General features: G+C 70.2%; 1 protein-coding gene (running past both ends of the window). It reads left to right on the top strand.

The whole window is internal to a Calx-beta domain-containing protein gene (locus ACOQPE_RS02340) on the top strand: the coding sequence, 60,603 nt in all, runs 16,422 nt past the left edge and 17,730 nt past the right edge, and what appears here is coding positions 16,423-42,873, spanning codon 5,475 (complete) through codon 14,291 (complete); the first complete codon in view begins at position 1. The start codon and the stop codon both lie outside this window.

Raw genomic sequence — 26,451 nt, 5'->3', positions numbered from 1 at the left:
GACTACGACGCGTTCGTGCGCCGCACCATCGCCCGAGGCGGCCATGCCGCCGTCAAGCCCTACGCCGGGCTGTTCAAGGTGTTCGGCGGTACCCGCGACAAAGACGAGTCCACTGGCACCAGCGCGCGGGTCCACAACGGCCTGCACACGGTTCACAACGGCCACCCGTCGGGGGGCTACACCGACGGGTCGGCCATTGCGACGAACGGCAGCACGAGCCAGGGCACGCCCGTCTACTGGCTCGGCGGCGTGCGGCTGGCCAACAACTATGCCGACCTGTGCGACCGGAACTGGCAGGGAGGCGGCGGCGCCACCACCGGCTGGGGGCCGAACGGCCTCGGCATCCGCAACGAGGACGGCGCCAGCAACTACCCGCAGACGTCGCCCTCGAGCTATCAGCCCTATGAGGCGTGGACCGGCTCGGGCAACGGCTGCGAGGCGTTCGACTTCCCGCTGGGCGCCGCCAGCGTCTCACGGGCCACCGCCGACGGCACACTGGCGCAGAACCACCTGCACGCGACCGGCGCCGACAGCACGCAGCAGCGGCCCTTCTACGCCATGTCGCCGCTGCTCAAGCTGCACGCCGATCCCGAGATCACGGCGGCTGTGAAGGGAGCGGCGTCGGTGGAGGAGTCCGCGTCGGCCATCTTCACGCTCACCGCGGACCCGGTGCCGAGCAAGGACCTCGACATCACCTACGCGGTCTCCCAGACGGGCGCGTTCGTGGCGTCGGGAGGCATCGGCGCCTCCAAGACGGCCACCATCGCCGCCGGCGCCGCTTCGGTGGACGTGACGGTGACCCTCGACAGCGACAGCACCGACGAGCCCGACGGGTCGGTCACGCTCACGCTGTCGTCGGGCACCGGCTACACCCTGGGCGCCGCGGCGGCAGCCACGGCGGCGGTCACCGACAACGATCCTTTGGCGATCGCGCTCAGCACACCGTCGCCGTCGAGCATCTTGGAGGGCGAGACCGCGGTGTTCACGGTGCGGCTGGGCCGCGCGATCACCGCGACCGAGACGGTGGTGGTGCCGCTGACCCGCACCGGCACCGGCCTGCATTCGTCCGATTCCAGCCTGGCCTGCTCAGGCCGCGGGGTGGCATGCACCGGCCTGGGCTCGGCGAGAGCCACGCTCACCTTCACCGGCGACGGCTCGGGCGGGGTGCGCACCGCCGCCATCACCGCCAGTGCGCTGGCCGACACCGTCCACGGCGAGCCCCCCGAGACGGTCATCTTGAGGTTGAGCCCCGAGACCGGCCCCTACAAGACCACCGGATCGGGCGGCGGGTTCAGCCGCGACACCTCGGTCAAGGCCCTGGTCATCACCAGCGTGGGCGCCAGGGCGTCGTTCGCGAGCACGGCTCACACCGCGGGCGAGGCGGCCGGCGACCGGCAGGCGACGGTGACGGTGAACCTCGACCGGGCGTGGCCCACAGACCGCACCATCGCCTACCAGGTGGGCGGCACAGCCACCAGCGGCGACGACTTCGCGCCCCTCAGCGGCTCGGTCACCGTCAAGGCCGACGACACCTCTGCCGACATCGCGGTGCGGGTGCGCGACGACACTGACGTCGACCCTGCCGAGACGATCGTGCTGAGGCTGATCGACGGCGCGGGCTACGACCTGGCCGCCTCATACACCGAGGCCACCGTCACCATCGCCGACGACGGCGACAGCGCCGGCGACGTGCGCATCGCCATGTGGGCCCCCGCCGGCGATGTCGCCGAAAGCGGCGGCACGGCGGCTACCACCAAGGACATCAGCATCGGCCTCGGACGCACGCTCACCGGCACCGAGACCGTGACCGTGCCGCTGACGGTCTCGGGCGCCGACCAGGGCGCCGATTTCACCTTCAAGCTCGAACCGCCATCGCAGACCGGAGTGGAGCTGCTCACCGACGCACCCCACAGCGCCCAGAACCCCGCGGTGCGATTCGGCGCCGGCGCCCGCCGCGCCGTGCTGCGCTTCGCGGCGCTGAACAACTCGGCCCGCACCCAGCCCTACGTGGTGATCGCCTACGGCAGCGGCGCCAGGGCGCCGAGCGTTTCCAGCGGGATCAGCATCGTGGGCCGCAGCGGATCGCCGGTGGAGTTCGCGATCGCCGACGACGAGTCCGGGCTCGTCAAGGTGCCCGCCAACTGGCCGCTGGTGCCGTCGGGCCTCAGCCAGGGCGACAGCTTCCGGCTCCTCTACATGACCACCGACACGACCGATGCCCGCAACGACGACATCGCCTACTACGACGATTTCGTCCGCCGAGCCGCAGTCGACGACGGCCACAAGGCGCTGCTGCCCTACCTCGGCTTCTTCAAGGCGTTCGCCTCGACCGGCAGCGGCGGATCCAACACGGTTGCGAGGAGGCACAGCGGTCTGTGGGACGGCTCGAAATGGACAGACGGCTCGACGACAGCGACGGACTCGGGCACACCGGTCTACTGGAACAACGGCGCCATCTTGGCCGACAACTACTTCGACTTCTGCGACGGCGACGGATGGGACAACACGGGCCAGGCCGGACAGGATCCCGCTCAGACGAATCACTATCGCAACGAGGCGGGAACCGCGAACACGGGCGGCCATGTGTGGACCGGCACGACCCACCGATGCCAAAAGTCTTCGGCCTTTCCTCTGGGCGCGCCCAATCAGAACATATCGATTGTCTTCGACAGGGGCTACGGAAACTCCGGCTCCACATGCAAACGCAACATCGACTGCGGACTCGAGCCCCGCGGCAACCGCTACCACATGTACGCCATGTCGCCGGTGTTCGAGGTGACGGCCGACACCCGCACCGTGGTGGAGTTCGGGAGCGACAACAACTTGCACAACGAGCAGCACGCGGCAAACCCCAAGAACGCGGAGGTGACGTTCTCGCCGGCGCCCTCAGACACCTTGACGATCGCCTATCGGGTGGAGCCGGTGGGCAACCCACCGGCCACCTCCGGCCACGACTACCAGGCGTTCTCGGGCGCCCTCACCGTTCCGGGCGGCACCACCAGCGCCAACATCGTCATCCGGATCCTCGACGACATCCTCGACGAGCCTGACGAGAAGTTCCGGCTGGTGCTGGTGGGCGACGACGACTATCTCGTCGGCGCCAAGAGCAGCCACACCTTCACCATCCGCGACAACGACGACCCGCCGACCGGCATCGCGCTGTCCACCAGCGCAGCCACGGTGGCCGAGGACGCAGGCGCCACCAAGGTGACGGTGACGGCCACCGTGACCGGCGGCACCCGCTACGCGGCCGACCAGACGGTGACGGTGTCGGTGGCGCCCACGGGAACCGACGGGCTGGTGGACCTTGCTGCGGTCGGCGACTTCGACATCACCATCCCGGCCGGCGAAGAGTCGGCCACGGCTGACTTCACGCTCACGCCGGTGGACGACAAGTTCGCGTCGGGCACCGAGACGCTGACGGTGTCTGGGGTGGCTGCGCCGTCGTCGGCGACGGTGGCTTCTGCTGAGATCACGGTGACCGACGACGATGCCGCGCCCACGGGCATCACGCTGTCGGTGCATCCGGCTGCGGTGGACGAGGACGCGGGCGCGACCAAGGTGACGGTGACCGCCGCGGTCGACGGCACGTCGCGTTTCGGCGCCGACCAGACGGTGACGGTGTCGGTGGCCGGCTCGGGCGAAGACGGCGTGGTGGGCTTCGCCGCGGTCAGCGACTTCGACATCACGATCCCCGCCGGCAACGACGAGGCGTCTGCAAGCTTCACGCTGACCCCCACCGACAACGAGGTGTTCGACAGCGACGAGACGGTGTCGGTGTCGGGCGTGCTGTCGGGCGACAGCACATTCACTGTGAAGAGCGCCGAAGTGAGGATCGTCAACGACGAGACGCCGGTGACGGTGTCGTGGACCACCGCCGACGACGAGGCGCTGCCGGGCACGCAGTCGGTGGCGGAGGGGCACAGCTATTCGTTCAAGGTGAGGCTGGGCGCACCGGCCGCTGAGGCCGTGTCGATCCCGCTCGGCGTGAGCGCTGTCACCGCCACGCCTCGCGTCGGCAAGGCGTTGGCGCCGTCCGCCGGCGCCGATCCCGATTTCGGGCTGCCGACCGAGGTGAGCTTCGCCGTGGGCGAGCAGGAGAAGCTGGTCACCTTCGAAGCGCTGGCCGACACCGCCCGCGAGAACAACGAGCTGCTGACCGTCACTCTGTGCCCTGCCGACGGTTGTCCTTCGGGCTACACGTCGGGTCAGTCGCCGCCGACGATCCACTTCATCGTCGCCGAGAACAGCCTCGCCACCGACCCCGCCGTCAGCGGCCCCGAACTGCTCGAGGGCGGCCCGGCGGACACGTACACGATAAGGCTGTGGGCCGACCCGCAGGTCGATGTGACGGTGACCGTCACCGAGGCAACCGACATCGACGGCGACGGCGTCCAGGTGCCGGCTGTTGCCGAGGATCCCTTCTTCGCCTATGACACCGACCCCGACACAGCGGGAGACCAGAACACGCTCACGTTCACCGCGGGCGGCGACGGCAGCGGCAGCGGCGACAGCAACGGCAACTGGGCCGTCCCCCAGACCGTCACGGTGCGCGCCCTCTATGACGGCGACACCGACGACAACGTAGGCGGAGGCGGCAGAGGCGTCAAGAACAGCCTGTACCACTGCCCGTCCGCGGCGAGCGGCCCGTACGCCTGGGACAAGAACGAAGACCTCAACGGGAGGAACTGCGACCACATCTACGACATCCCGGTCATCGACGCCGGGCCCGGGCTGGCGGTGTCGCCTGCTGAGGTGACCGCGATGCCCAGCGGCGGCACCGCCGACTACAGCGTGCATCTCACCAGCGCCCCCGACAGCGGCGAGACGGTGGAGATCACCCCGACATCAGCCGCTGCGGGGATCGCGACGGTGCCCGCCACCGCGCTCAGCTTCAACGCCGGCAACTGGAACGTGCCCCAGCAGGTGACCGTCACCGGCGCCAATGCCGGCGCCACGTCGGTGAGCCACACCATCACCTCGAGCGACGCGGAGGACTACACCGCGGGCACCGTCGGCCTGGCGCCCGTCAAGGTGGTGGTGGCCGACGAGAGGGTCGCCGCGTCGTTCGCCGCTGCCGCCTACCGCGGCGGCGAGGCGTCGGGGGCGCGCACCGTGGCCGTCACCGTCGACGTCGACGCCGCTCCCAGCGCCGACCTCGTGGTGCGCTACCGCGTCACCGGCGGCACCGCCACCTCGGGCGCCGACTACGCCGCGCCCGCAGGCACTGTCACCGTCCCCGCCGGCGACACGTCGGCGTCGTTCGACGTGGCGATCACCGACGACAACGTCGACGACGACGCCGAGACCATCACGATCGCTCTCTCCGCCGCCGACGCCTACCAGATCGGCAGCATCGCCGAGACAGCCATCACCATCACCGACAATGACGCCGCGCCCACAGGGGTGACCCTCACCGCCAGCCCCGACACCGTGGCCGAGGGCGACGGCGCCACCATCGTCACCGTCACCGCCGCCGTCGACGGCGCCACCCGCTTCGCCGCGTTCCAGACCGTGACCGTGACCGTGGCCGGCTCCGGCAAGAAGGACACCGTCGGCTTCACGCCCGTCGAGAGCTTCGACATCACCATCGCCGCCGAGGCCGACACCGGCGAGGCCAGCTTCCTGCTCACCCCCGCGGCCAACGCGCTCGACGACGAAGACGAGACCATCACCGTGTCGGGCACACTCGTCGGCAAGACCGTCACCGCCGAGACCATCGCCCTCACCGACGACGACCTGCCCGCCGTTGCCGCCACCGTGACCGCCTCGGGCGGCAGCGTGGCCGAGGGCGCGGGCGACGGCACCGAGCATGTCACCGTCACCGTCGCGCTCAGCCGGGCGCTGGCCACCGGAGAGACCATCACGCTGCCGCTCGCCGTGTCGGGCGCCACCGTGGGCGCCGACTTCACGTTCGGGCTGCACCCCGCCACCCAGGCGGGCGTGACGCTGGCCACCAGCGGATCGCACTCGGCGCAGAACCCCGCAGTGCAGCTCGCCCAAGGGGCTACCGAGGCAACGCTGCGCCTCACCGCAGTCGACAACAACGCCCGCAGCCAGCCCGCGGTGGCGATCACGCCCGGCAAGATCGCCTGGGCGGGCATCGCCAGCGGCGTCACCTCCGCCGGCGGACCGTTCGTGGTCGTCATCGAAGACGACGAGACCGGCCCGCTGGTGGTCACCACCGCCTCGGGTCTGATCCCCTCCGGCGTGGGCGCCGGCGAGCAGTTCCGGCTGCTGTTCGTGTCGAGCGACGAACGCGACGCCACCGCATCCGACATCGCCGTCTACGACGCCTGGATACAAGGCCTGGTGGCCGCAGGCGGACGCTCGTCGATCCAGCCCTACGGCGGGCTGTTCGGGGCCGTCGGCTCCACCGCCTCCACCGACGCGGGCACCCACATCGGCATCGGCATCCACCCCAACGCGGCCGACGGCTCCCGCGCCGACGGCGACGCCGGCATCGCCGTGTACTGGAACGGCGGCGACAAGCTGGCAGACAACTACACCCACTTCTTCCAGCGCTCGGGCTGGGCCAGCTACGACATCCACAGCGAAGCCGGCACCGCCCGCGGCAGCGACGCCGCCCAGATCTACACCGGCACCCACATCAACGGCGCCAAATCGAACCTGGGCGCCAGCGGCGGCCCGCTGGGCGCCGGCGCCGACATCCGCACCGGGTCGATCACCAGCACCAACAAGGGGTGGCTGGCCGGCGGCGACGTGGAGGCCGACCCGGCCAGCACCCATCCCATGTACGGCATCTCGCCGGTGCTGCTGGCCGACGGCTATCAAGCCAAGCTCACCGTCGACGGGGGTTTGCTCGACGACGTGGCCGAGGGCAGCACCGCCACCGTCACCGCCACCGTCAACACCCCGGCTCGCACGCAGATCAGCCTGCCGGTGCGGCTCAAGTCGGGAAGCGCGGCCTCCGCCGCCGACATCACCCTGTCGGGAGGCGGAACCGTGGTGATCGCCGAGGGCGCCACCAGCGGATCGATCACGTTCACCGCCGTCGACGACGACCTCGACGAGCCCCAACTGGAGAACGCGGCGCTCGAGTTCGGCGCCCTGCCCGCCGGTGTGGTCGACGCCACCAGCGGCAGGCAGGTGCTGGCGCGCATCGTCGACGACGACACCGCCGGGCTGGCCTTCGTGCCGGCCGCGGCCGAGCTCACGCTGCTCGAAGGCGAGCAGGCCACCTACACGGTGGCGCTCACCTCCCAGCCCACCGCGCCGGTCACCGTCACCATCACCGGCCAGGCCGGCACCGACCTCACCGTCGACACCGACACCTCTACCGACGGCAGCCAGACCATGCTCACGTTCCCGGTGGCCGACTGGGACAAGCCCCAGACGGTGACCCTCGACGCCGAGGCCGACAACGACAACGACGCCGACACGATCACCCTCACCCATGCCGCATCGGGCGGCGGCTACGCCTCGGTGAGCGAAGACGTGACCGTGACCGTCTCCGAGACCGGCGTGAAGGTCTCAGAGCGCGCTCAAGCGGTATCGGAGGCCTCGGGTGACCTCTTCTACGAGGTGGTGCTGGGCACCCAGCCCACCCACGACGTGACGGTCACCGTCACCTCCTCGGACCCCGACAGCGTCAAGATCAGCGAGCCGGGCGGCGCCAAGGGCAGCGTGGTCACCCTCACCTTCACCGGCGGCGGCTCGGGCAACTGGGCCACGCCGCAACGGGTTCAGTACAACGTGGTCGACGACGACCTGCTCAACTCGGGCGGATCGCGCACCGCCGCCATCACCCACGCCTCGGCGTCCGACGACGACGACTACGACGCCATCGACATCGCCGACCTCGTGCTCACGCTCCTCGATGATGACGAGGCGGGCTTCGTGTTCTCGCCTGCGAACCCCGCTGCCGTGCAGCTCGACGAGGGAAGCACCGCCACCTACACCGTGGCGCTCAGTGCGAAGCCCACCGCCGAGGTGACCGTGACGGTCAGCCCCGTAGGCGTCGACCGCAAGAAGCTGAGCATCGACACCGATGCGGGCGAACCGGGCAGCCAGGACACCTTGACCTTCGCCCCGGCCGATTGGGACAAGCCCCAGACGGTCACCGTGTCCACCGAACACGATGCCGACACCGACAACCATCGGAGTGCCTACACGCTTCACGCGGCCACCGGCGGCGGCTACGACATCGACGTCAACCAGTCGACATACCGAAAGCAGATCTTCGTCGACGACGACGAGGTGCTCGTCGAAGTGGCCGAAGGGCGGGGTGGCTACGTCATCCGTGAGGGAGACAGCCTCACGCTGACCCTCAGGCTGGCCCACGGAGACCAAGGCCCGGCCGAAATTCCGATCGAGGTCAACGAACTCAACACAGAGGGGTCCGACGACTTCACCGTCCCCAAGCTGGTCACGATCCCGGCCGGGAAGTCCAGCGCCACGTTCACCATCGAAGCGTTCCTGGACGACTTGGGCTTCTCAGTTGAGTCAAACGAAAGGTTCGACTTGACCGTCTGCCCCAAGCCGGCCTGTGCTGCGCCCTACCAGTCGAGCAGCACGGGGCCCACGCCATGGCAGACCAGTGTCATTATCCGCGATGCCACCTATGTGGTGAAGGACGTCACAGGGCTGACCGACGACGACACCTCGGGCAAGTCGATCGCTGAAGGCGCCGGCGGCAGCTACACCCTGGCGCTGGACGGGGATCCGACAGCCGACGCCACCGTGACGGTGCGGGTGCTCCACGGCGACATGGTCGCTCAAGCCGACATCCACGATGTGGACGGCACGACCGCCACCGACGCCGTGCTCGTCGACACCGACCCCGACACGGCGGGCTTCCAGGACACGCTCACCTTCACCGCGGGGGGAGACGGCAGCGGCAGCGGCGACAGCAACGGCAACTGGGCCGTGCCCCGCACCGTGCACCTGTACCCGCAGTACGACAGCGACGCCTCCGCCAAGAACGCCTACACCGTCGGCCACCACGTGGATGCCGCCAGCGGCGGGTACAAAGACCGCGCCACTCCCGAGGCCACCTTCGTGCTGCGGGTGCCCGACGCGGGCAATGCGGTGGTGATCTCGCCTGCCGCCTTGACGGTGGGGGTGAACGGCACCGCCGACTACACCGTGAGCCTCGCCTCGGACCCCGGCGGCACGGTGGTCGTCACCCCCAGCGCCGGCGCCGGCGTGATCACCTTCGCACCGGCCACGCTCGAGTTCGACTCGGACAACTGGCGCACGCCCCAGGCGGTGACCGTCACCGGCGCGGGCACCGGCGGCCAGCCGTCGGCGACGGCCACGATCAACCACCGCACCTCCACCGGCACCACGGCATACCCCGCTTCGAGCCAGGCCGATCAGCACACGGCGGTGAGCGTGACGGTCTCCAGCCCCGTGGTGCAGTTCGCCTCGGCCTCGTACTCGGCCACCGAGGCGTCGGCCAGCCGCACCGTCAACGCCGTGCTGGGCGTGGCGCCCGCACCCACCAGCGACATCACCGTGAGATACACCGACAGCGGCGGCACCGCCGCCTCCGGCGCCGACTACACGGCGCTCGCCGGCACGGTGACGGTGAAGGCGGGCGCCACATCGGCGAGCATCGCCGTCGCCGTCACCGACGACAATCTCACCGAGCTGCCCGAGACCGTCAAGCTGACGCTTGAACCCGGCAGCGGTTACATCGTGGGCGCCACAGCGGCCACTGAGGTGACCGTCGCCGACGACGACCCGGGGCTCGTGTTCCGCCGCGCGGACGATTCGACCCCGTTGGTGCCGACTCCGCTGAGCGTGCCCGAGGGCGATCCAGGGGTATGGCAGGCAAGGCTTTCCGAACGGCCGTCGGGCGACGTGACGGTGACCCTCAGCGGCTATTCGACCTCTGATCTGAGCCTCGTACCCAATTTCCACCCTTCGAACTCCTTCATCCGCACCCCGGCAACATGGGACAGCTGGATCAGATACGGCGTGGTGGCCGCCCACGACGCCGACCACGAGGACGACCGGGAGACGATCGTCCACACCCTCAACGGCGGGGGCTACACCAACAAGCGCCAAGAGCTGCCGGTGGTGATCGTCGACGACGAGGTGCTGGTGACGCTGCTCGCCCCGGATGCGGGCAACCCCGGCACGTACGCGGAACCCTCCGGCTTCCTGCGGGTCGACGAAGGTCAGACCGTCGCGCTCAAGCTGCGGCTGGCCGACGGCGAGACCGGCCCCGCCACCATCGCCCTCGGCGTGAAACCGGGAGGCACGGCAACCCGAGGCGCCGACTACACGCTACCCGCCACCGTCACGATCCCCTCGGGCGCCCAGGAGGCCGGCTTCAACTTCGAAGCGCTCGCCGGCGACGGCGACACCGGCCTCGAGTTCTTCACATTGGTGGTGTGCCCCAAGCCCGGATGCAGCGCCCCGTACATCTCCGGGCCGACGCCCAGAGAGTTCCGGATGTTCATCGTCGACGGCAGCCACGTGATCGCCGACCGGTCGTCGCTGGCCGACGACGATGACAACGCGGCCCACCGCAGCATCGCCGAAGGGGGCTCGGGCAGCTACACCGTCAAGCTCGCCCGCAAGCCCGACGCCGGCGTGCCGGTGACGCTGACGGTGCGGGTGCTCGACGGCGCCTCGGCGCCCCAGGGCGACATCCACGACCCCGACGGCGTGGCCGCGTCCGCTCTGGTGCTCGTCGACACCGACCTCGACACGGCGGGCTACCAGGACACGCTCACCTTCACCGACGCCGACCACAGCACGCCGCGCACCGTGTGGCTGTTCCCCCAATACGACGGCGACGCCACTACCAAGCACTCCTACACGGTGGGCCACCACACTGAGGCGGCCAGCGGCATCTACGACGGCCTCGACACCGCCGATGCCACCTTCGTGCTGACCGTGCCCGACGCCGGCCACGCCGTGGTGGTGTCCCGGAGCGAGGTGGCGGTGGGCCCCGGCGACACCGTGGAGTACTACGTGCGCCTCGCGTCAGACCCCGGCGGCACGGTGGTGATCGATCTCGCCTCCGACACCGCCGACTCGGCCACGGTGTCGCCGACTCAGATCACCTTCGACTCCAGCAACTGGATGACCCCGATGAAGGTGACCGTGACCGGCGCCGAGACCGGCACCGCCACCGTCGAGCACCAGATCACCACCCCCACCACCGCCTACCCGTCGGCCCTGGAGGCACCGCAGGTGGCGGTGGAGGTGGCCGAGTCGGCTCCGCCCGCTCCCGACGGGCAGGCAGTGTCGGCCAGCGGCGTGGTGCTGCACCGCACGTCGATCACCGAGGGCCAGAGCCGCGTCTTCGAGATCTCCAACCTGCCGTCGCGGCCGGAGTACTACCTGCACGCCAGCGTGGCCGGGCTGTTCTCTGCTGAGGCTGCCGACTTCGAGGCGGGCACGGCCGACAGCAGCGGCCGCCTGCGGGGCCGCGCTCCCGAGCGTCGGCTGCTGGCGCCGATCACCCCCGACAGCAACGGGCCGCGGGCCTATCCCGACTCGGTGACCGGCCGCATCCGCCTCGAGGTGGCCGCCGCCGACTACAGCGGTTCGTCGTCCGACGACGCCGGCGGCGACGAGACGTTCGGGCTGCGGCTGTGCACCACCGCGGACTGCGCCGGCGGCACCGTGCTCGGCGACTGGACAGTCACCATTGTCGAGGCCGCGGCCGACGGCGCCGTGAGCGGCGCGACGGGCGCGACGGTCACGGTCCACGGCGGCGCAGCGGTGACGGTGGCCGAGGTGAGCCGCAACGGCGACAGCCGCGACAAGCAGGCCACCTTCGAGATCACCCTCTCGTCTCAGCCGACCGCCGACATCGTGATCGTGGCCAAGGCCGACACTGAGGTCCGTTCGGGCACGAATCTCGACGGCACGCCGTTCATGTCTCCCATCGCCCGCATCGCCGGCGCGTCGTCGCGCGACAACGAGCCGTCGAGCATCGACGGCGCGCCCAACACGGCGTACGACCCGACCGAGACCGAGTACGTCGTGGGCCACTGGTACAGCGCTGCCACCATCGCCGCCTTCAACGCCCGGCCGAAGGACGCCAACAATCTGCCTGAAGACTTGGTCTACCGGGCTTCCAAGACGATCACGGTGGTCGCCAACGACAACGTGGTCGACAGCCCCGGCGGCGCCATCAGCGGCAATCTGGTGTTCCGGGTGCTCAACGACGACGCCGCCTACAGCGACGGCACCCCAGGCAACGCCACCGTGTATTCGGCCATCACGATCCCCGATGTGCCGGTCTCGGTGACCGGCGACGACGAGCCGACCCGGGTGCGCGTGCTGCCCGCGTCGCCTGCCGACGACACCGCCACCGAGGGCTCGAGCAGCGACACGGCCAAGTTCCGGGTGAAGCTCGACCGTGCGCTGGTCGCCGACGAGCGGGTCGACGTCCCGCTGCGCTTTGCCGGCGCGACCCTCGGCACGGGCTTCACCATCTCGCTGGACGGCTCGCCGACCGGGGCGGAGCTCGACGCCGCGGCAGGGGTGGTGGCCTTCAGCGGCGCGGGCGCCTCCGAGGCCACGGTGGTGGTGACCGCCGCGTCCGACGACGGCAACAGCGTGGCCGAGGCATTGGCGGTGAGCATCCCGGAGCGATCCGATCCGTGGCGGCCGCGCTATTTCGTCACCGACCTCGACGGCGGCGCCTGCGCGGGCGTGGCCTGCCCCGGTTACGACCGCAACGAGGGCGGCCAGCGCGGCTACCGGATGACGCTGGCCGAGCCGGGCGCCGGCCTGGTGATCGTCGACGACCGCGACGGCCGCGTCGACGAAGACGGCACTTACCCCTACACGGTGCGGCTCAACACCGCGCCGTCTGCCAACGTGACCGTGGCGGTCACCAGCGGCGACACGGCCGCCGCCACGGTGTCGGGTGGCGCGTCGCTCACGTTCACGCCGAGCGGCCCGGGCATCTGGAGCACACCGCAGATCGTCACCGTCTCCGGTGTGGACAACCAGGCCGATGCCGCCGATGCCGTGGTCACGATCACCCATGCCGTCAGCAGCAGCGACAGCAGCTACAGCGGCCTCGATGACGTCACCCGCGATCTGACGGTGGTCGACGACGACGCCACCAGCGTCACGATGGCCGGCGCCGGGGTGCGCACGTCGATCTCGGGCACCGAGATATCGCAGGTCATGGTGGAGGGCGACGCCAGCCGGGTGGACCGGTCGCTCACTGTCACCCTCGGCCGGGCACTGGCCGACGGCGAGTACGTGCGGGTGCCGCTGCGTCTCGAGGCGACGGGCCACAGCATCGACGGCGAGGAGTGCGACACGACCAACGGAGACGGTTCGCCGGACGGTCCGCCCCGCTGCGACACCGTCGAGGGGCTGCGAGGCCCGCGCTACAGCGCGAATGTGGCATGGCCGGTCCATCACAACGATTTCGTGATGAGCGCCACGGGCACGGGCGTGTCGCTGGCGGCGGTCAACCGCCTCACCCCGAGCCACGTCGGCTACCGGTACCTGGAGTTCCGCGGCGCCGGCGCGCAGACTGCCACTGTCGAGTTCCACGCCCGTGACGGGTTCGACGACGGCGAGAGCTACGACGAGAAGTTCTGGCTGGAGTTCTCCAACGACTTCAATGCCTTCGTCGCCGACGACAAGAAGTCGTTCCTGCCCCCGGTCACCAACCTCGGCGGCGGTGTCGAGGCGTGGGCAGACGGCGCCGAAGCCTGGTTCGGCATCGACGACGACGAGGATGCAATCCGCACCGACGTGATCGAGGTGCCGCTCGACTGGCCGCTGCTGCCGACCGGTGTGACCGTGGGCGACTCGTTCCGCCTGCTGTACGTCACCAACGGCGCCACGGCCGCCTCACAGTCAGGCTGGGCGCACTACAACGCCTTCGTGCGGGCAGAGATCACCGGCTCGCAGCTCAAAGCCGGCGGCGTCGAAGCGCTCAAGCCGCACGCGCAGACCTTCAGGGCAGTGATGAGCGTCAACGGCGGCGGCAACGCCACGGTCGGGGCGGGCCTCGAAGACTGCTGCGGCGCTGAAGGCCCGATCTACTGGGTGGGAGGCGACAAGGTCGCCGACGACAAAGCCGACTTCACCGACGGCGCCTGGGAGAACGAGGACAGCCCCCGCACCGCCGACGGCACTGCGGCCACCGTGGACACCAACGGCTACTGGACCGGCTCAGAAGCCAACGGGCGAGCCCATCCTCAAAGCGGCGCCACTGCCTGCGCCAATACGCACCGGCATCTGCGGGTCGGCGGCGACTACGTGAACATCGGCAAGCTCGACGACAACACGCTCAGCCCGCTCGGGCCCGCCGTCGGCGCGTCGAGCTGCACCGGCGCGGGCCGCCCGCCCGCCTCCAGCGAGACCAAGCCGCTGTTCGCGCTGTCCCAGAAGCTGTTCACCGTCGTCGGCGGCGCAGCCATCTCCGACGCCACTGTCGCCGAGGCCAATGACGCAGTCTTCACCGTCACCATCCCCACTGCGGCGCCCGCCGGAAGCGTCATCTACCCCTTCACGGTGACCGCAGGACGCGGTGTCAGCGGCGACCCCGACTACGCGGTCGCCACCACCGCCGACTACAAGGCGGTCGTCAGCAACGTGCAGATCCTCCCCGGCCGGACGACGGGCTCGATCATCATTCACACCACCGATGACACCGTCTACGAGGGCGACCACTACTTCACCGTCACCCTCAGCGACTCCTCCGACGTCGGCGCGCCGCCCGTCGATCCCCGCAACCGCAGCGCCGTCGGCATCATCACCGACGCCAACGATGCGCCCCCGTTCGCGTTCAGCGCAGCCCGCGCCAACGTCGACGAGGACGCCGACACGGTCACCCTCACTGTCAACAAGACCGGCACCACCTTGGTGCCCGCCTCGGTGTACTGGACCACCGCAGACGGCACGGCGTCGCATCCCGGCGACTACACCGCCGCAGCGGGCACGCTGGAGTTCGCCCCCGGCGACACCTCCAAGACCGTCACCGTCGATGTGGCCGACGACGCCGACCTCGAGACCGCCGAGACCTTCAAGGTGCAGCTCTCCAGCCCGCTCGACGCCAGGCTGGGCCAGACCGCCGCAGCCACTGTCACCATCGTCGATGACGACGCCGTGCAGGTGAACTGGTCGAACGCCGACGGCTCGCCGCTGGCGGGGGCCACCGTCATCAGGGAGGGTTCCAGTCACACGGTGAAGGTGACGCTGTCTGAGGCGCCGACTGCCGACGTGAGCATCCCGATCAAGCCGACATATCTCGGCCTTGCGGCGGAGGGCGACCTGTCGTTCCCGACCGAAGTGACGATCAAGGCCGGGCAGACCGAGGCCACCTTCGAGGTCACCGCCGAAGCCGACGACGAGGCGGAGAACCCTGAGTTTCTCTTCTTGACCCTGTGCCCGGCGGACTCGTGCCCGTCCGGCTATTCGGGGGGCGCCGGCACGGTGAATATCACCTTTGCTGCCCGCGATCCGCAGGTGGTGGCCGACTATTCCCAGCTGGGCAGCGGCAACCCGGTCGATGAGGGGTCCAGCGGCACCTTCGAGGTCAGTCTGGAGATCGACCCGGAGGCGAATGCAACGGTCACCGTCAAGGTCGTTGACTATTTGGGCGACGGCTCGGTGCTGACCGATGTCTTGGACGGAGAACCGGATGATGCAGATTTCGTCAAGGCGGATGCCGACCCCGACACTGCGGGGTATCAGACCACGCTCACGTTCACTCCGGGTGATTCGGGCAACTGGAGCACCCCGCAGACGGTCACGATCGATGCGCTGTACGACGACGACGCAGATACCGCCAACTCCGACGGCTACCACATCGCCCTGTTCAACAGCGCGGGCAGCGGCCCGTACAAGAGTCAGGTCAACACCTCGACGCTGGGCGTAGTGAGAGTCACCGACGCGGGCCACAAGGTGGTGGTGTCTCCCGGCGAGGTGACGGTGAACGAGAACGCCACCGTCGCCTACGACGTGCAGCTCGCCAGCGACCCCGGCGGCACCGTGACAGTCACCCCCACCTCGGGCGACACGTCCAAGGCCACCGTGTCGGCGGCGGTGTCGTTCGACTCGACCGACTGGAACACGCCCAAACAGGTCACCGTGACCGGCGCCGGCGAGGGCGCCGCCACCATCGCTCACGCCATCACCACCGGCACCACCGACTACCCGGCCGGGGGCCTGTCGCCGCCCAGCGTGGACGTGACCGTCATCGACCCGTCGGTGAAGGTGTCGATGTCGGGCGCCGACGGCGACAGCGACGGCAACGTGATGGAGGGCGCCGGCGACACCGCCGGCTACAGGACGGTCACCATCTCCCTCAGCCGGGCGTTGGAGGGCGCCGAGACAGTGACTGTGCCGCTGGTGGTGCAGGGCGCCGCCGTGAGCGCCGACTTCGCCTTCGGGCTGCAGCCCGCCACCCAGAGCGGGGTGGCTCTGCTCACGTCGGGGGCGCACTCGGCGCAGCACCCGGCGGTGCATTTCAGCGCCGGCGCGTCGGCGGCCACCTTGCGCCTCAAGCCGGTCGACAACAACCTGCGCACCCAGCCCTACCTCGTCATCGACTATGGCGCCGGGACCCGGGCGCCGAACTCGACGAACCTGCCGGCGGCGCTCGGAACGCCCACCGGCGGGCCGCTGGGGTTCGTGGTGGTCGACGACGAGACCGGCGACGTGGAGGTGCCGTTCGGCTGGCCGCTCAAGCCGGCCGACTACAACGGCGGCGACGAGTTCCGGCTGGTGTACGTGACGAGCACCGAACGCGACGCCGCCTCGGGCGACATCGCCGACTACGACGCTTTCGTCCGTCACGCCGCCGCGACCGGGGGCCATGCCGACCTGTTGCCGTATGCCGGCTTCTTCAAGGTGATCGGCTCGACGCGAGCGGAAGGCTCGACCGCGAAGGCGGTGGCTCGGGAGCACTTGGAGCTGTGGGCCAGCGGATCATGGGCTGACGGCTCGACCAGCACCGAACCGGGCATTCCGATCCTCTGGCTGAACGGCCCGCAGCTGGCGAGCGGATACCACAATTTCTGCCGTGCACTCTGGGGCGCCGCTCTGGTGGAGGATTGGCGCACGGAGTCCGGCGGTACGCGGTCCGGCAAAGGACCGTGGACGGGCACCAGAAACACTTGTCGGGCATTGCCCTACCCATTGGGCGCCAGCCCTGATGTCACCCGCGGTCACGACGGGTCCAGCAGCTTGGCCCAGCTCCTGAGGGAAGGCGAGTCGCCCCGCGATGAGAAGCGTCCCATGCTGGCCATGTCGCCGGTGTTCAAGGTGGCCGGCTCGCCGGTGCCGTCGGTGATGTTGACGGGCAGTACCTACAGCGGTCTCGAGGCAGACGGAATCGGTCGCCTGGGTTTGACGCTGTCCGAGGCCTCGACGGTGGACGTCACTGTCAAGTACGAGGTGGAGGAAATCACTGGCGACGGTGCCAATGCCGCCTCGGGAATCGACTTCGAGGCAGACTCGGGCACAGTCACTGTCCCGGCCGGACAGACTTCCGCCGATTTTGAAGTGGTGCTGATCGACGACAATGTCCACGAGACCTCCGAGAGCCTCAGGGTACGACTCCTGCCGGGGAACGGTTACGTGCGAGGGGCCCGCCAAAACTCGATATTCGTCATTACCGACGATGACTCCCCGCCGGCGTCTGCTGAGTTGAGCGTTGATTCTGCGCTGGTGTCCGAGGGCGGCGGGGCGCAGACGATCACGGTGACTGCGACGCTGGGAGGCACCACGGTGTTCTCTGCTGAGGAGACCGTGACGGTGAGCGTCGCGGGTTCCGGGGCCGGCGATGCGGTGAAGTTCGCGGCGGTCGCGGATTTCTCCATCAAGATCGCCGCCGAGACGACCGCGGGCACGGGGACGTTCACCCTCACTCCCACTGACGACTCGGTGTACACGGCCGATGAGACGATCACGGTGTCGGGCGAGCTGTCAGGGTCGGCTCATTTCGACGGGGAGCTGCCCGATGTCGAGCCGGCGACGATCGTCCTGGCCGACGACGACCCGGCATTGGAGTTCTCGGCTGTGTCGCTGACGCTGACCGAGGGCGACTCGTCGGCCTACACGGTGGTGCTGGCCACCGAGCCGAGCGGACCGGTGACGGTCACCGTGTCAGGTCACGCCGGCGCGGGCCTCAAGGTGGACACCGATGCGGGCACACCCGGAGACCAGGACACGCTCTCGTTCACCACCTCGGACTGGAACGAGCCCCAGAGGGTGGCGGTCACCGCCGAGCCCGACGGCGATTCCGACCACGGGCAGGTCACTCTGTCGCACACTGCCTCGGGGGCCGACTACGCGTCGATCTCGAGAGACCTGCCGGTCTCGGTGACCGATGCGGATGCGGTGGTGCCCGGTGCCGACGGCGGCACGGCGGTCTCCCCGTCGGGCGTGGTGCTGCACCGCACCGAGCTCACCGAAGGCCAGACCCGCACGTTCGAGCTGTCGCGGATTCCGGACCGTTCCTCCTACTTCCTGCGGATGAAGCCGCTGAGCGGGGTGTACTCGGCCGAGTCGAGCGACGTGGCGGTGTCGGTCCCCGACAGGCGGGGCCGCTCCGTGGCGCTGGCGCCCGGCGGCGACGGCGCTGAGGCGTTCGTCGACTCGCTGAGCGGGCGCATCCGCTTCGAGGTGACCGCCAACGCCGACAATCCGGCCGACGCCGACAACGAGATGTTCGGCGTCCAGCTGTGCACCACCGCGGACTGCACCGGCGGCACGGTTCTGGGCGACTGGACGATTCTGGTGATCGACGCCGCCGCCGACTCGCAGGTGCCCGGCGGCACCGGCGCCACGGTGACCATTCCCGGCGGCGATGCGGTGTCGATGATGGAGGTGAGTCGCAACGGCGACAACGCGGACCGCCAGGCACAGTTCACGATCAATGTGACCACCGCGCCGACCGCCGACATCGTGGTGGTGGCCAAAGCCGACACCGACGTGCGCACCGGCACCAACCTCGACGGCACGGCCTTCATGTCGCCGATAGCCCGGATCAGCGGTGCGCTGTCGCGTGACAACCCGCGGCCCACCGACACGGCCTACGACCCGACCGAGGCCGAGTACATCGTGGGCCGCTGGAAGAGCGGCGAGACCGGCGCCAAGACCTTCACCGTGGTGTCGGCGGACAACTCAGTCGACAGCCCGGGCGGGTCGATCACCGGGAACCTGGTCTTCCGGGTATTGCAGGACGACACCAAGTTCAGCGACGGCACCGCGGGCGACGCAGTGGTGTACTCGGGCATCGCGATCCCCGATGTGCCCGTCGAGGTGACCGACGACGACGAGGCGACACGGGTGCGGGTGCTGCCGTTCACTGCGCCCGACGCGGAAGCGACCGAGGGCGACGTGACCGACCGGGCGCGGTTCCGGGTGCGGCTGGCGCGTCCGCTGGTGGCCGGCGAGACGCTGACGGTGCCGCTGCGGTTCACCGGCGCCACCCTCGGCACGCATTTCACCGCTGCGCTCAACGGGTTCGCCAAGGGCGTCTCCTATTCCGGCACGCCCGGCGGCGACGGCCGGCTGACCTTCACCGGGCCGTCGAGTGTCCTGGCCACAGTGGCGATCATCGCCGCGGCCGACGACGGCAACACCGTGAACGAGACCTTGAACGTGGTCATCCCGCAGCACTCCGATCTGTGGCGAGCCAACCGTTTCGACACGAACCTCGACGGCGGCGCCTGCTCGGGCGTGGCCTGCGACGACTACGATCCCAGCGAGGGCGCGCAGCGCGGCTACCGCATCACGCTCAAGGAGCCCGGCGCCGGCCTGGTGATCATCGACGACGGCGACGGCCGCGTCGACGAGGGCGGCGACTACACCTACGAGGTGCGGCTCAACGCCGCGCCGTCTGCCAGCGTGACCGTGGCGGTCACCAGCGGCGACACGGCTGTGGCGTCTGTCTCCTCGTCGAGCGCGTCGTTGACGTTCACGCCGAGCGACTCGGGCATCTGGAGCACCCCGCAGATCGTGACCGTCCGGGGTGCGCAGATAGCGGGCGACGCCGCCGACGCGGCGGTCACCATCACCTACGCCGTGTCGAGCAGCGACAGCGGCTACAGCGGCCTCGATGCTGTGACCCGTGACCTGACGGTGGTGGACGACGAACCCACTACCGTCACGCTGGCCGGCGCCGGGGTGCGCACGTCGAGCTCCGACACCAACATTTCGAGAGTCATGGCGGAGGGCGACGCCAGCCGGGTGGACCGGTCGCTCACCGTCACCCTCGGCCGGGCACTGGCCGACGGCGAGTACGTGCGGGTGCCGCTCGTCTTGGAGGCCACGGGCCACAGCACCGTGGAGGGCGAGACGTGCGACACGAGCCGGGCAGGTAACGAATCCGGTCAAACAGGCCCCCCGACGGATCCCGGCCGGCCATGCGACTCGGTCGATTCGCTGCGAGGTCCGCGCTACAGCGCGAACGTGGCGTGGCCGCCGCACCACAACGACTTCGTGATGACCGCGACGGGCACGGGCGTGACGCTGGCGGCGGTCAACCGGCTGACCCCGAGCCACGTCGGCTACCGGTACCTCGAGTTCCGCGGCGCCGGCGCGCAGACCGCCGCCGTCGAGTTCCACGCCCGCGACGGGTTCGACGACGGCGAGGCCTACGACGAGGAGTTCTGGCTGGAGCTCCACAACGACCTCGAGGCTCCGGCCGGTGCCGATGAGCCCGCCTTCCTGCTGCCGGTCACCAACCTCGGCGGCGGCGTCGAGGCGTGGACGGCCGACGCGGAGGCCTGGTTCGGCATCGACGACAAGACGCCCCCGACCCCCGAGGGCGCGCTCGTGCCGGCCGACTGGTCACTGCTGCCCAGCGGCCTCGACCCCGGCGATCAGTTCCGCCTCATCTACGTCACCAGCCAGGAGACCGACGCCACCAGCGACGACTCGGCCGATTACGACACGTTTGTGCGAGCCGAGATCACTGGCAACCATCTCGCCCAAGGCGGCGTGACAGCCTTGGCCGACTACGCCGACACTTTCAAGGCCGTCGCGAGCTTCAGCTCCACCGATGCGCGAGACCACGCCCGGTTCAACGCCGAGAACTCGGGCCACCCGAACGTGCCGATCTACTGGGTCGGCGGCGCCAAGGTCGCCGATGCCAACAGCGGCTTCGCTGACGGCGCCTGGGACGACGAGTCCAACCCCCGCCACGCCGACGGGTCGGCGGCCACGATCGACACCGACGGCTACTGGACCGGCAGCCGCCAGGACGGCCGGAATCGGGGCGGGTGCAGCGCGGCAGACGGCCGCCAAGCAGTCGGCGCCGACCTCGCCGATGCCTGGGTGTGGACCGGTCGCCTCAACGACGCGACCACCAGCCCCTTGGGGCCGCTCGGCAGCACCACCGGGTCTGGAGGCGCCGGTCCGATCTGCCAGCACATGTATCGCGATTCGCAGACGCGGCCCATGTACGCGCTGTCAGGGCTGTTCACCGTGGACCAGGCAGGCGCAGCCGTCGCCGCGGCCACCGCGGCGGAGGGCAGCCCAGTCTTGTTCACCGTCACCATCCCCCGGGCGGCACCCGCGGGTGGGATCACCGTGCCGTACACGCTGGCCGACGGGCGGGGCGTAGGCGGCGACCCGGCCTACGTGGTCGCCACCGGCTCCGCCGACGGCAGCGGTGCCGACTACACGAACACCGCCGGCAGCGTGACCATCGCCCCGGGCGACACCACCGGCACCGTCAGCGTCGCCACCACCCAAGACAGCACCTACGAGGGAGATCACTACTTCACCGTCACCCTCGGCACGCCTACCGGAACCAACGCCCCGCCCGTCGATGCCGACCGCGGCAGCGCCATCGGCGCCATCACCGACGACGCCGATCTGCCCTCGTTCGCGTTCGGCCCAGCCGCCGTCAGCGTCGACGAGGACGCCGGGACGGTCACGCTCACCGTCACCAAGACCGGCGGCACCCTGGTGCCTGCCTCGGTGGGGTGGAGCACCGCGGACGGCACCGGCGCTGCGGGCGCCGGCCATCCCGGCGACTACACCGCGGGGGCGGGCACGCTGGTGTTCGCCTCCGGTGACGCCACCAAGACCGTCACCGTCGATGTGGCCGACGACACCGTCGCCGAGAGCGACGAGACGTTCAAGGTGAAGCTGTCAAGCCCGCTCGACGCCAAGCTGGGCGCCGACGCCGAGGCCACCGTCACCATCGAAGACGACGACGCGCTCAAGGCCGGGTTCGGCTCGGCCGCCTACTCGGTGTCGGAGGCTTCGGCCGGCACCGCGTTGAATGTGGCGGTCACCGTCAGCCCGGCCCCCGAGTCACCCCTGACGGTGGCGTACACCGTGTCGGGCGCCAGTACCGCCACCTCCGGAACCGACTACACGGCGCTCAGTGGCACAGTGCAGGTGGGCGCCTCGGGCACCGCCGACATCGCCGTGACGGTGATCGCCGACACCGACGACGAGCCCGACGAGACGATTGTGCTGACGCTGACCGACGGCGCCGACTACGACCTTGCGCCGGTCTCGGAGGCCACCGTCACCATCACCGACGACGAGCCGACGGTGGTGTCGGCGGCGCGCACCGACAGCGGCGCGATCGCCGAGGGCGGAACGGATACGGCAGCCGACGCCGAGTTCACCGTGACTCTGGGCCGGCGGCTGTCAGCCGGCGAGATCGTGGTGGTGCCGCTGGTGCTGTCGGGTGCTGGGGCCACAGCGGGCGAGTTCGCGGTCGCACCCAAGGCCGGCGCCGACAACCACGGGGTGACGGTGGCCGGCAGCACGACGCTGGCGCCGACGGTGCGTTTCGACGGGCACGGCGCCGACACGGTGCAGACCGCTGTGCTGACCCTGACAGCGGTGGATGATCATCTGGCCGAGGCCGGCGAGACGGTGACGGTGGCGCTCGGCCCCGACGACACCAGCGCCACCGGCTTCGATCTCGCCACGCGGGCCACGAATGTGGGCGGCGGCGTCGACCCCCACTCCTCGGATGCTTCCTTCGATGTGACGGTCGTCGCCAGCGCGGGCGCGAGCATCGACTCGGCGACGGTCACCGAGGGCGAGCGCAAGACGTTCACGGTGTCGGGCATCCCGTCGTCGTGGACGGGCACGCCCGAGCTGAGCGCGGCAGGGTCGCCGGGCGTCACGGTGGCCGGGCGCAGCGACTGCGATCCAGGCACTCTGGTGGGCCTGTTCGTCAGTGTGGACGTCTGCTATCGCAGCGGGCAGATCCCTGCCGGAGACTGGGACAGCGCCGGCCGGGTCGTCACCTTCGAGCTGGCTGCCCTCGGCGACGCGGTGCCGGAGTCCGGTGACAGCGTCACCGTCACACTGGCCGACTCTGCTGACCAGAACCGGCGGGTGTCCTTCGAGATTGCGATCGAAGACTCCGCTGTGCCGGTGGCCCGCTTCTCCGCGGTCGCTGTCGAGCACTCCGAGGACACCGCTTCGCTGAGTGTGCCGATCACGCTGGTTCCGCCGTCGTCGTCGGCGGTCACGCTGAGCTTCGAGCTGTCGGGCACCGCTGCGGTGACCGGCGACTACACCGTCAGCGGTGTCACCGGCACATCGGGCACGCTGACGGTGCCTGCCAACACCGGATCGGTGAGCCTGCCGATCACGTTCATCGACGACTCCGCGGTGGAGGGCAGCGAGACGCTGGTGGTCACCCTGACCGGCGGCACCGGCTATTCGGTGGGCACCACGCCCTCGTACACCGCGACGGTGACCGACAGCGACACGGGGCTGATCTTCGAGCCGAACGAGGTGAAACTGCCCGAGGACGGCACCGGCCAATACACCGTGCGCCTGTCCAGGCAGCCGAGTGTCGGCGTCCCGGTCACGGTCACGATCACCGGGCACGCGAGCAGCGACCTGACTGTCGACACCGACCCCGACACCGCCAACAACCAGACGAGCCTCTCATTCACCACAGCCAACTGGGCCAGGCCTCAGACAGTGCAGCTCGCGGCTGTCGCGGATGCGGACGGCGACGACGACACGGTGACCCTGACCCACACCGCGGTGGGAAGCGGCTACACCGGGGTGGCCTCGACGCTGCCGGTGACTGTCACCGAGAAGGCGGTGATCGAGGACATCGCGGTGCGTGTGGGCGGCGGCGGTTCTGTGGCGGGCGAGCTGTCGTCGGGGGCGGGTTCGAGTGTGACGGCGTCGGTGGTGCTGGGCCGGGCGTTGGCTGCGGGTGAGGTTGCGGAGGTGCCGCTGGCTCTGTCCACTGCCACGGGCACGGTGCTGGCGGGTTCGTCGGGACGCGATTTCTCGGTGGCGGTGTCGGGCGCTGGGGTGGCGGCTGCGGGTTTGGCGACCGCGGCGCCGGTGCTGACGTTCACCGGCGACGGTTCGGGCGACGTGGAGACTGCCACGCTGACGTTCGTGTCGACGGGGCGTGATGCGGGCGCTCAGGGCGGTGACGGTTCGGGCGGCGGCGACGGCGACAACGCTGACGAGCTGGTGGTGGTGACGCTGGGCGATCTGGGGGCGCAGGGCTCGGCCACGTCGGCGGGGATCACGCTGGCGGGCTTCGACGACGGCGACGCGGCCACCTTGGACGATGTGACGACGTCTGTGCGGGTGGTGGACGACGACGCCGCGGATCGGGGCTGGACGGTGTCGTTCACCGATGCTGAGGGCTCGGCGTTGGTGTGCCCGACGGTGGGCGAGGGCGACGATCTGGTGGTGAGGGCGGTGCTGGGCGGCGGCGCGGTGGGTCCGGCGCGCATCGGTCTGGCGTACACCCATCAGGGCGATGCGTCCGCCGAGGACTTCGGTGCGCTGCCGGGGTCGGTGTTCGTGCCTTATGGGGCGACCGAGGCGGAGGTGGTGCTGTCGGTGGCGGCTGATGGGGTGGTGGAGGACAACGAGGTGACCGATGTGGCCGCTGCGGTGCCTTTGGGGTTCGGCGCGGCGTCGGGCTGGGCGTGCGTGATCGCGGTCGAGGCCGGCGTCACCGTGACGATGGGCAGCGGCGCGGACGGGTCGCGGCTGTACGAGCCGGCTGCGGTGCCGGCGAGGCATCGCAGCGCCGGGTTCCCGGTGAGCCTGAGCAGGGAGCTGGCCGCGGGGGAGCGGGTGGACGTGACGCTCGCGTTGTCGGGCACGGCGACCGACACAGGCAACGGGACCTCCCACGATGTGTCGCTGTCGCTCGAAGCGGGCGCGACGGGCGCAGCCTTGGCGGGAGCGGCCACTTTGGCGCCGGTGATCACTTTCGCCGGCGCGGGTGCGCAGGAGGCGACCTTGGTGGTGACCGCGGTCGACGACGGCGACGACAGCGAGTCCGATGAGACGCTGACGGTGCTGCTGGACAAGAGTGCGACCGACGGCGATTCTGACAGCAACGTTCCCGGCGGGGTGGGCGCGCGGTCCAATGACACGGCGACGGTGACGGTGGTCGACGCCGACGACTCGCCGCAGGTGACGGTGTCGGCGTCTGCGCTCGCGTTGGCAGAGCTCGGCGCCGACGCGGACGCCGCCAAGACGTACACGGTCGTGCTCGGCGCCGATCCCGGCGCGCTGGTGACCGTGACGGTGGCCAACGGCGACAGCACTGCGGCGTCGGTGGACACCACCCCGGCCACGCCCGGGCTTGGCAGCAGGCTGGTGTTCACCGCGGGCGGCGACGGCTCGGGGTCCGGCGACGGCAACGGGAACTGGGCCGTGCCCCAGACGGTGTCGGTGCGCGCGCTCAACGACGGCGACGTCGTCGGCGAGTCGTTCAACTTGTCCCACAGCGTGTCGGTGGCAGGCGACGATCCCTCCGCGAATCCCTATCACGGCATCGCCGTCGCCGACGTGGCGGTGACCACCGCCGACGCCGGCCACGGCGTGGTCGTGGCCCCCGCGGAGCTCGAAGTGTCCGAGCAGCGCGGAACCACGTACCGCGTGCACCTCGCGAGCAACCCCGGCGGCACCGTGACAGTCACCCCCACGTCGAGCGACACGTCCAAGGCGACAGTGAGCGGCGGGCCGCTGACCTTCACCGCCGGCAACTGGCGCACACCCCAACAGGCCGTCGTCACCGGCGTCGACGCGGGCAGCGCCACCATCGCTCACGCCATCACCACCGGCACCGCCGACTATCCCGCAGGCGGCCTGTCGCCGCCCAGCGTGACCGTCACCGTCACCGAGTCGACACTGGCAGACGCCGTGTTCGACGCGGTGCCGGGCGATCTGAGCATCGCGGAGGATGCGGACGGGTCGAGTTCGGCGGTGGCGGTGGGTTCGCCGGTGACTGCTTCTGACGCGGACGGCGACCCGATCACCTATTCGCTGGCTGCGCCGACGGCGGCGGGCTTCGGGATCGACGCGGCTTCGGGCCAGATCTCCTATGGCGGCGTCGGCAGCAGCTTGGATCACGAGACCGTCCCGGGCGTCTTGCTGGTGGTGGTGGCGACCTCGACTGGCGCAGACGGCAGCTCGACAGCGGTGCGCCAGCCGGTGACGGTCACGGTGACGAACGTCGATGAGGGCCCGGGCGCGGTGAGCGTGGCCGGTGTGGCCGAGGCGGGT

The sequence above is a fragment of the Candidatus Poriferisodalis sp. genome (genome assembly GCF_965219595.1).
In the GTDB taxonomy this organism is placed as follows: Bacteria; Actinomycetota; Acidimicrobiia; order Acidimicrobiales; family Poriferisodalaceae; genus Poriferisodalis.
This window is presented reverse-complemented; position numbering and strand designations above follow the sequence as displayed.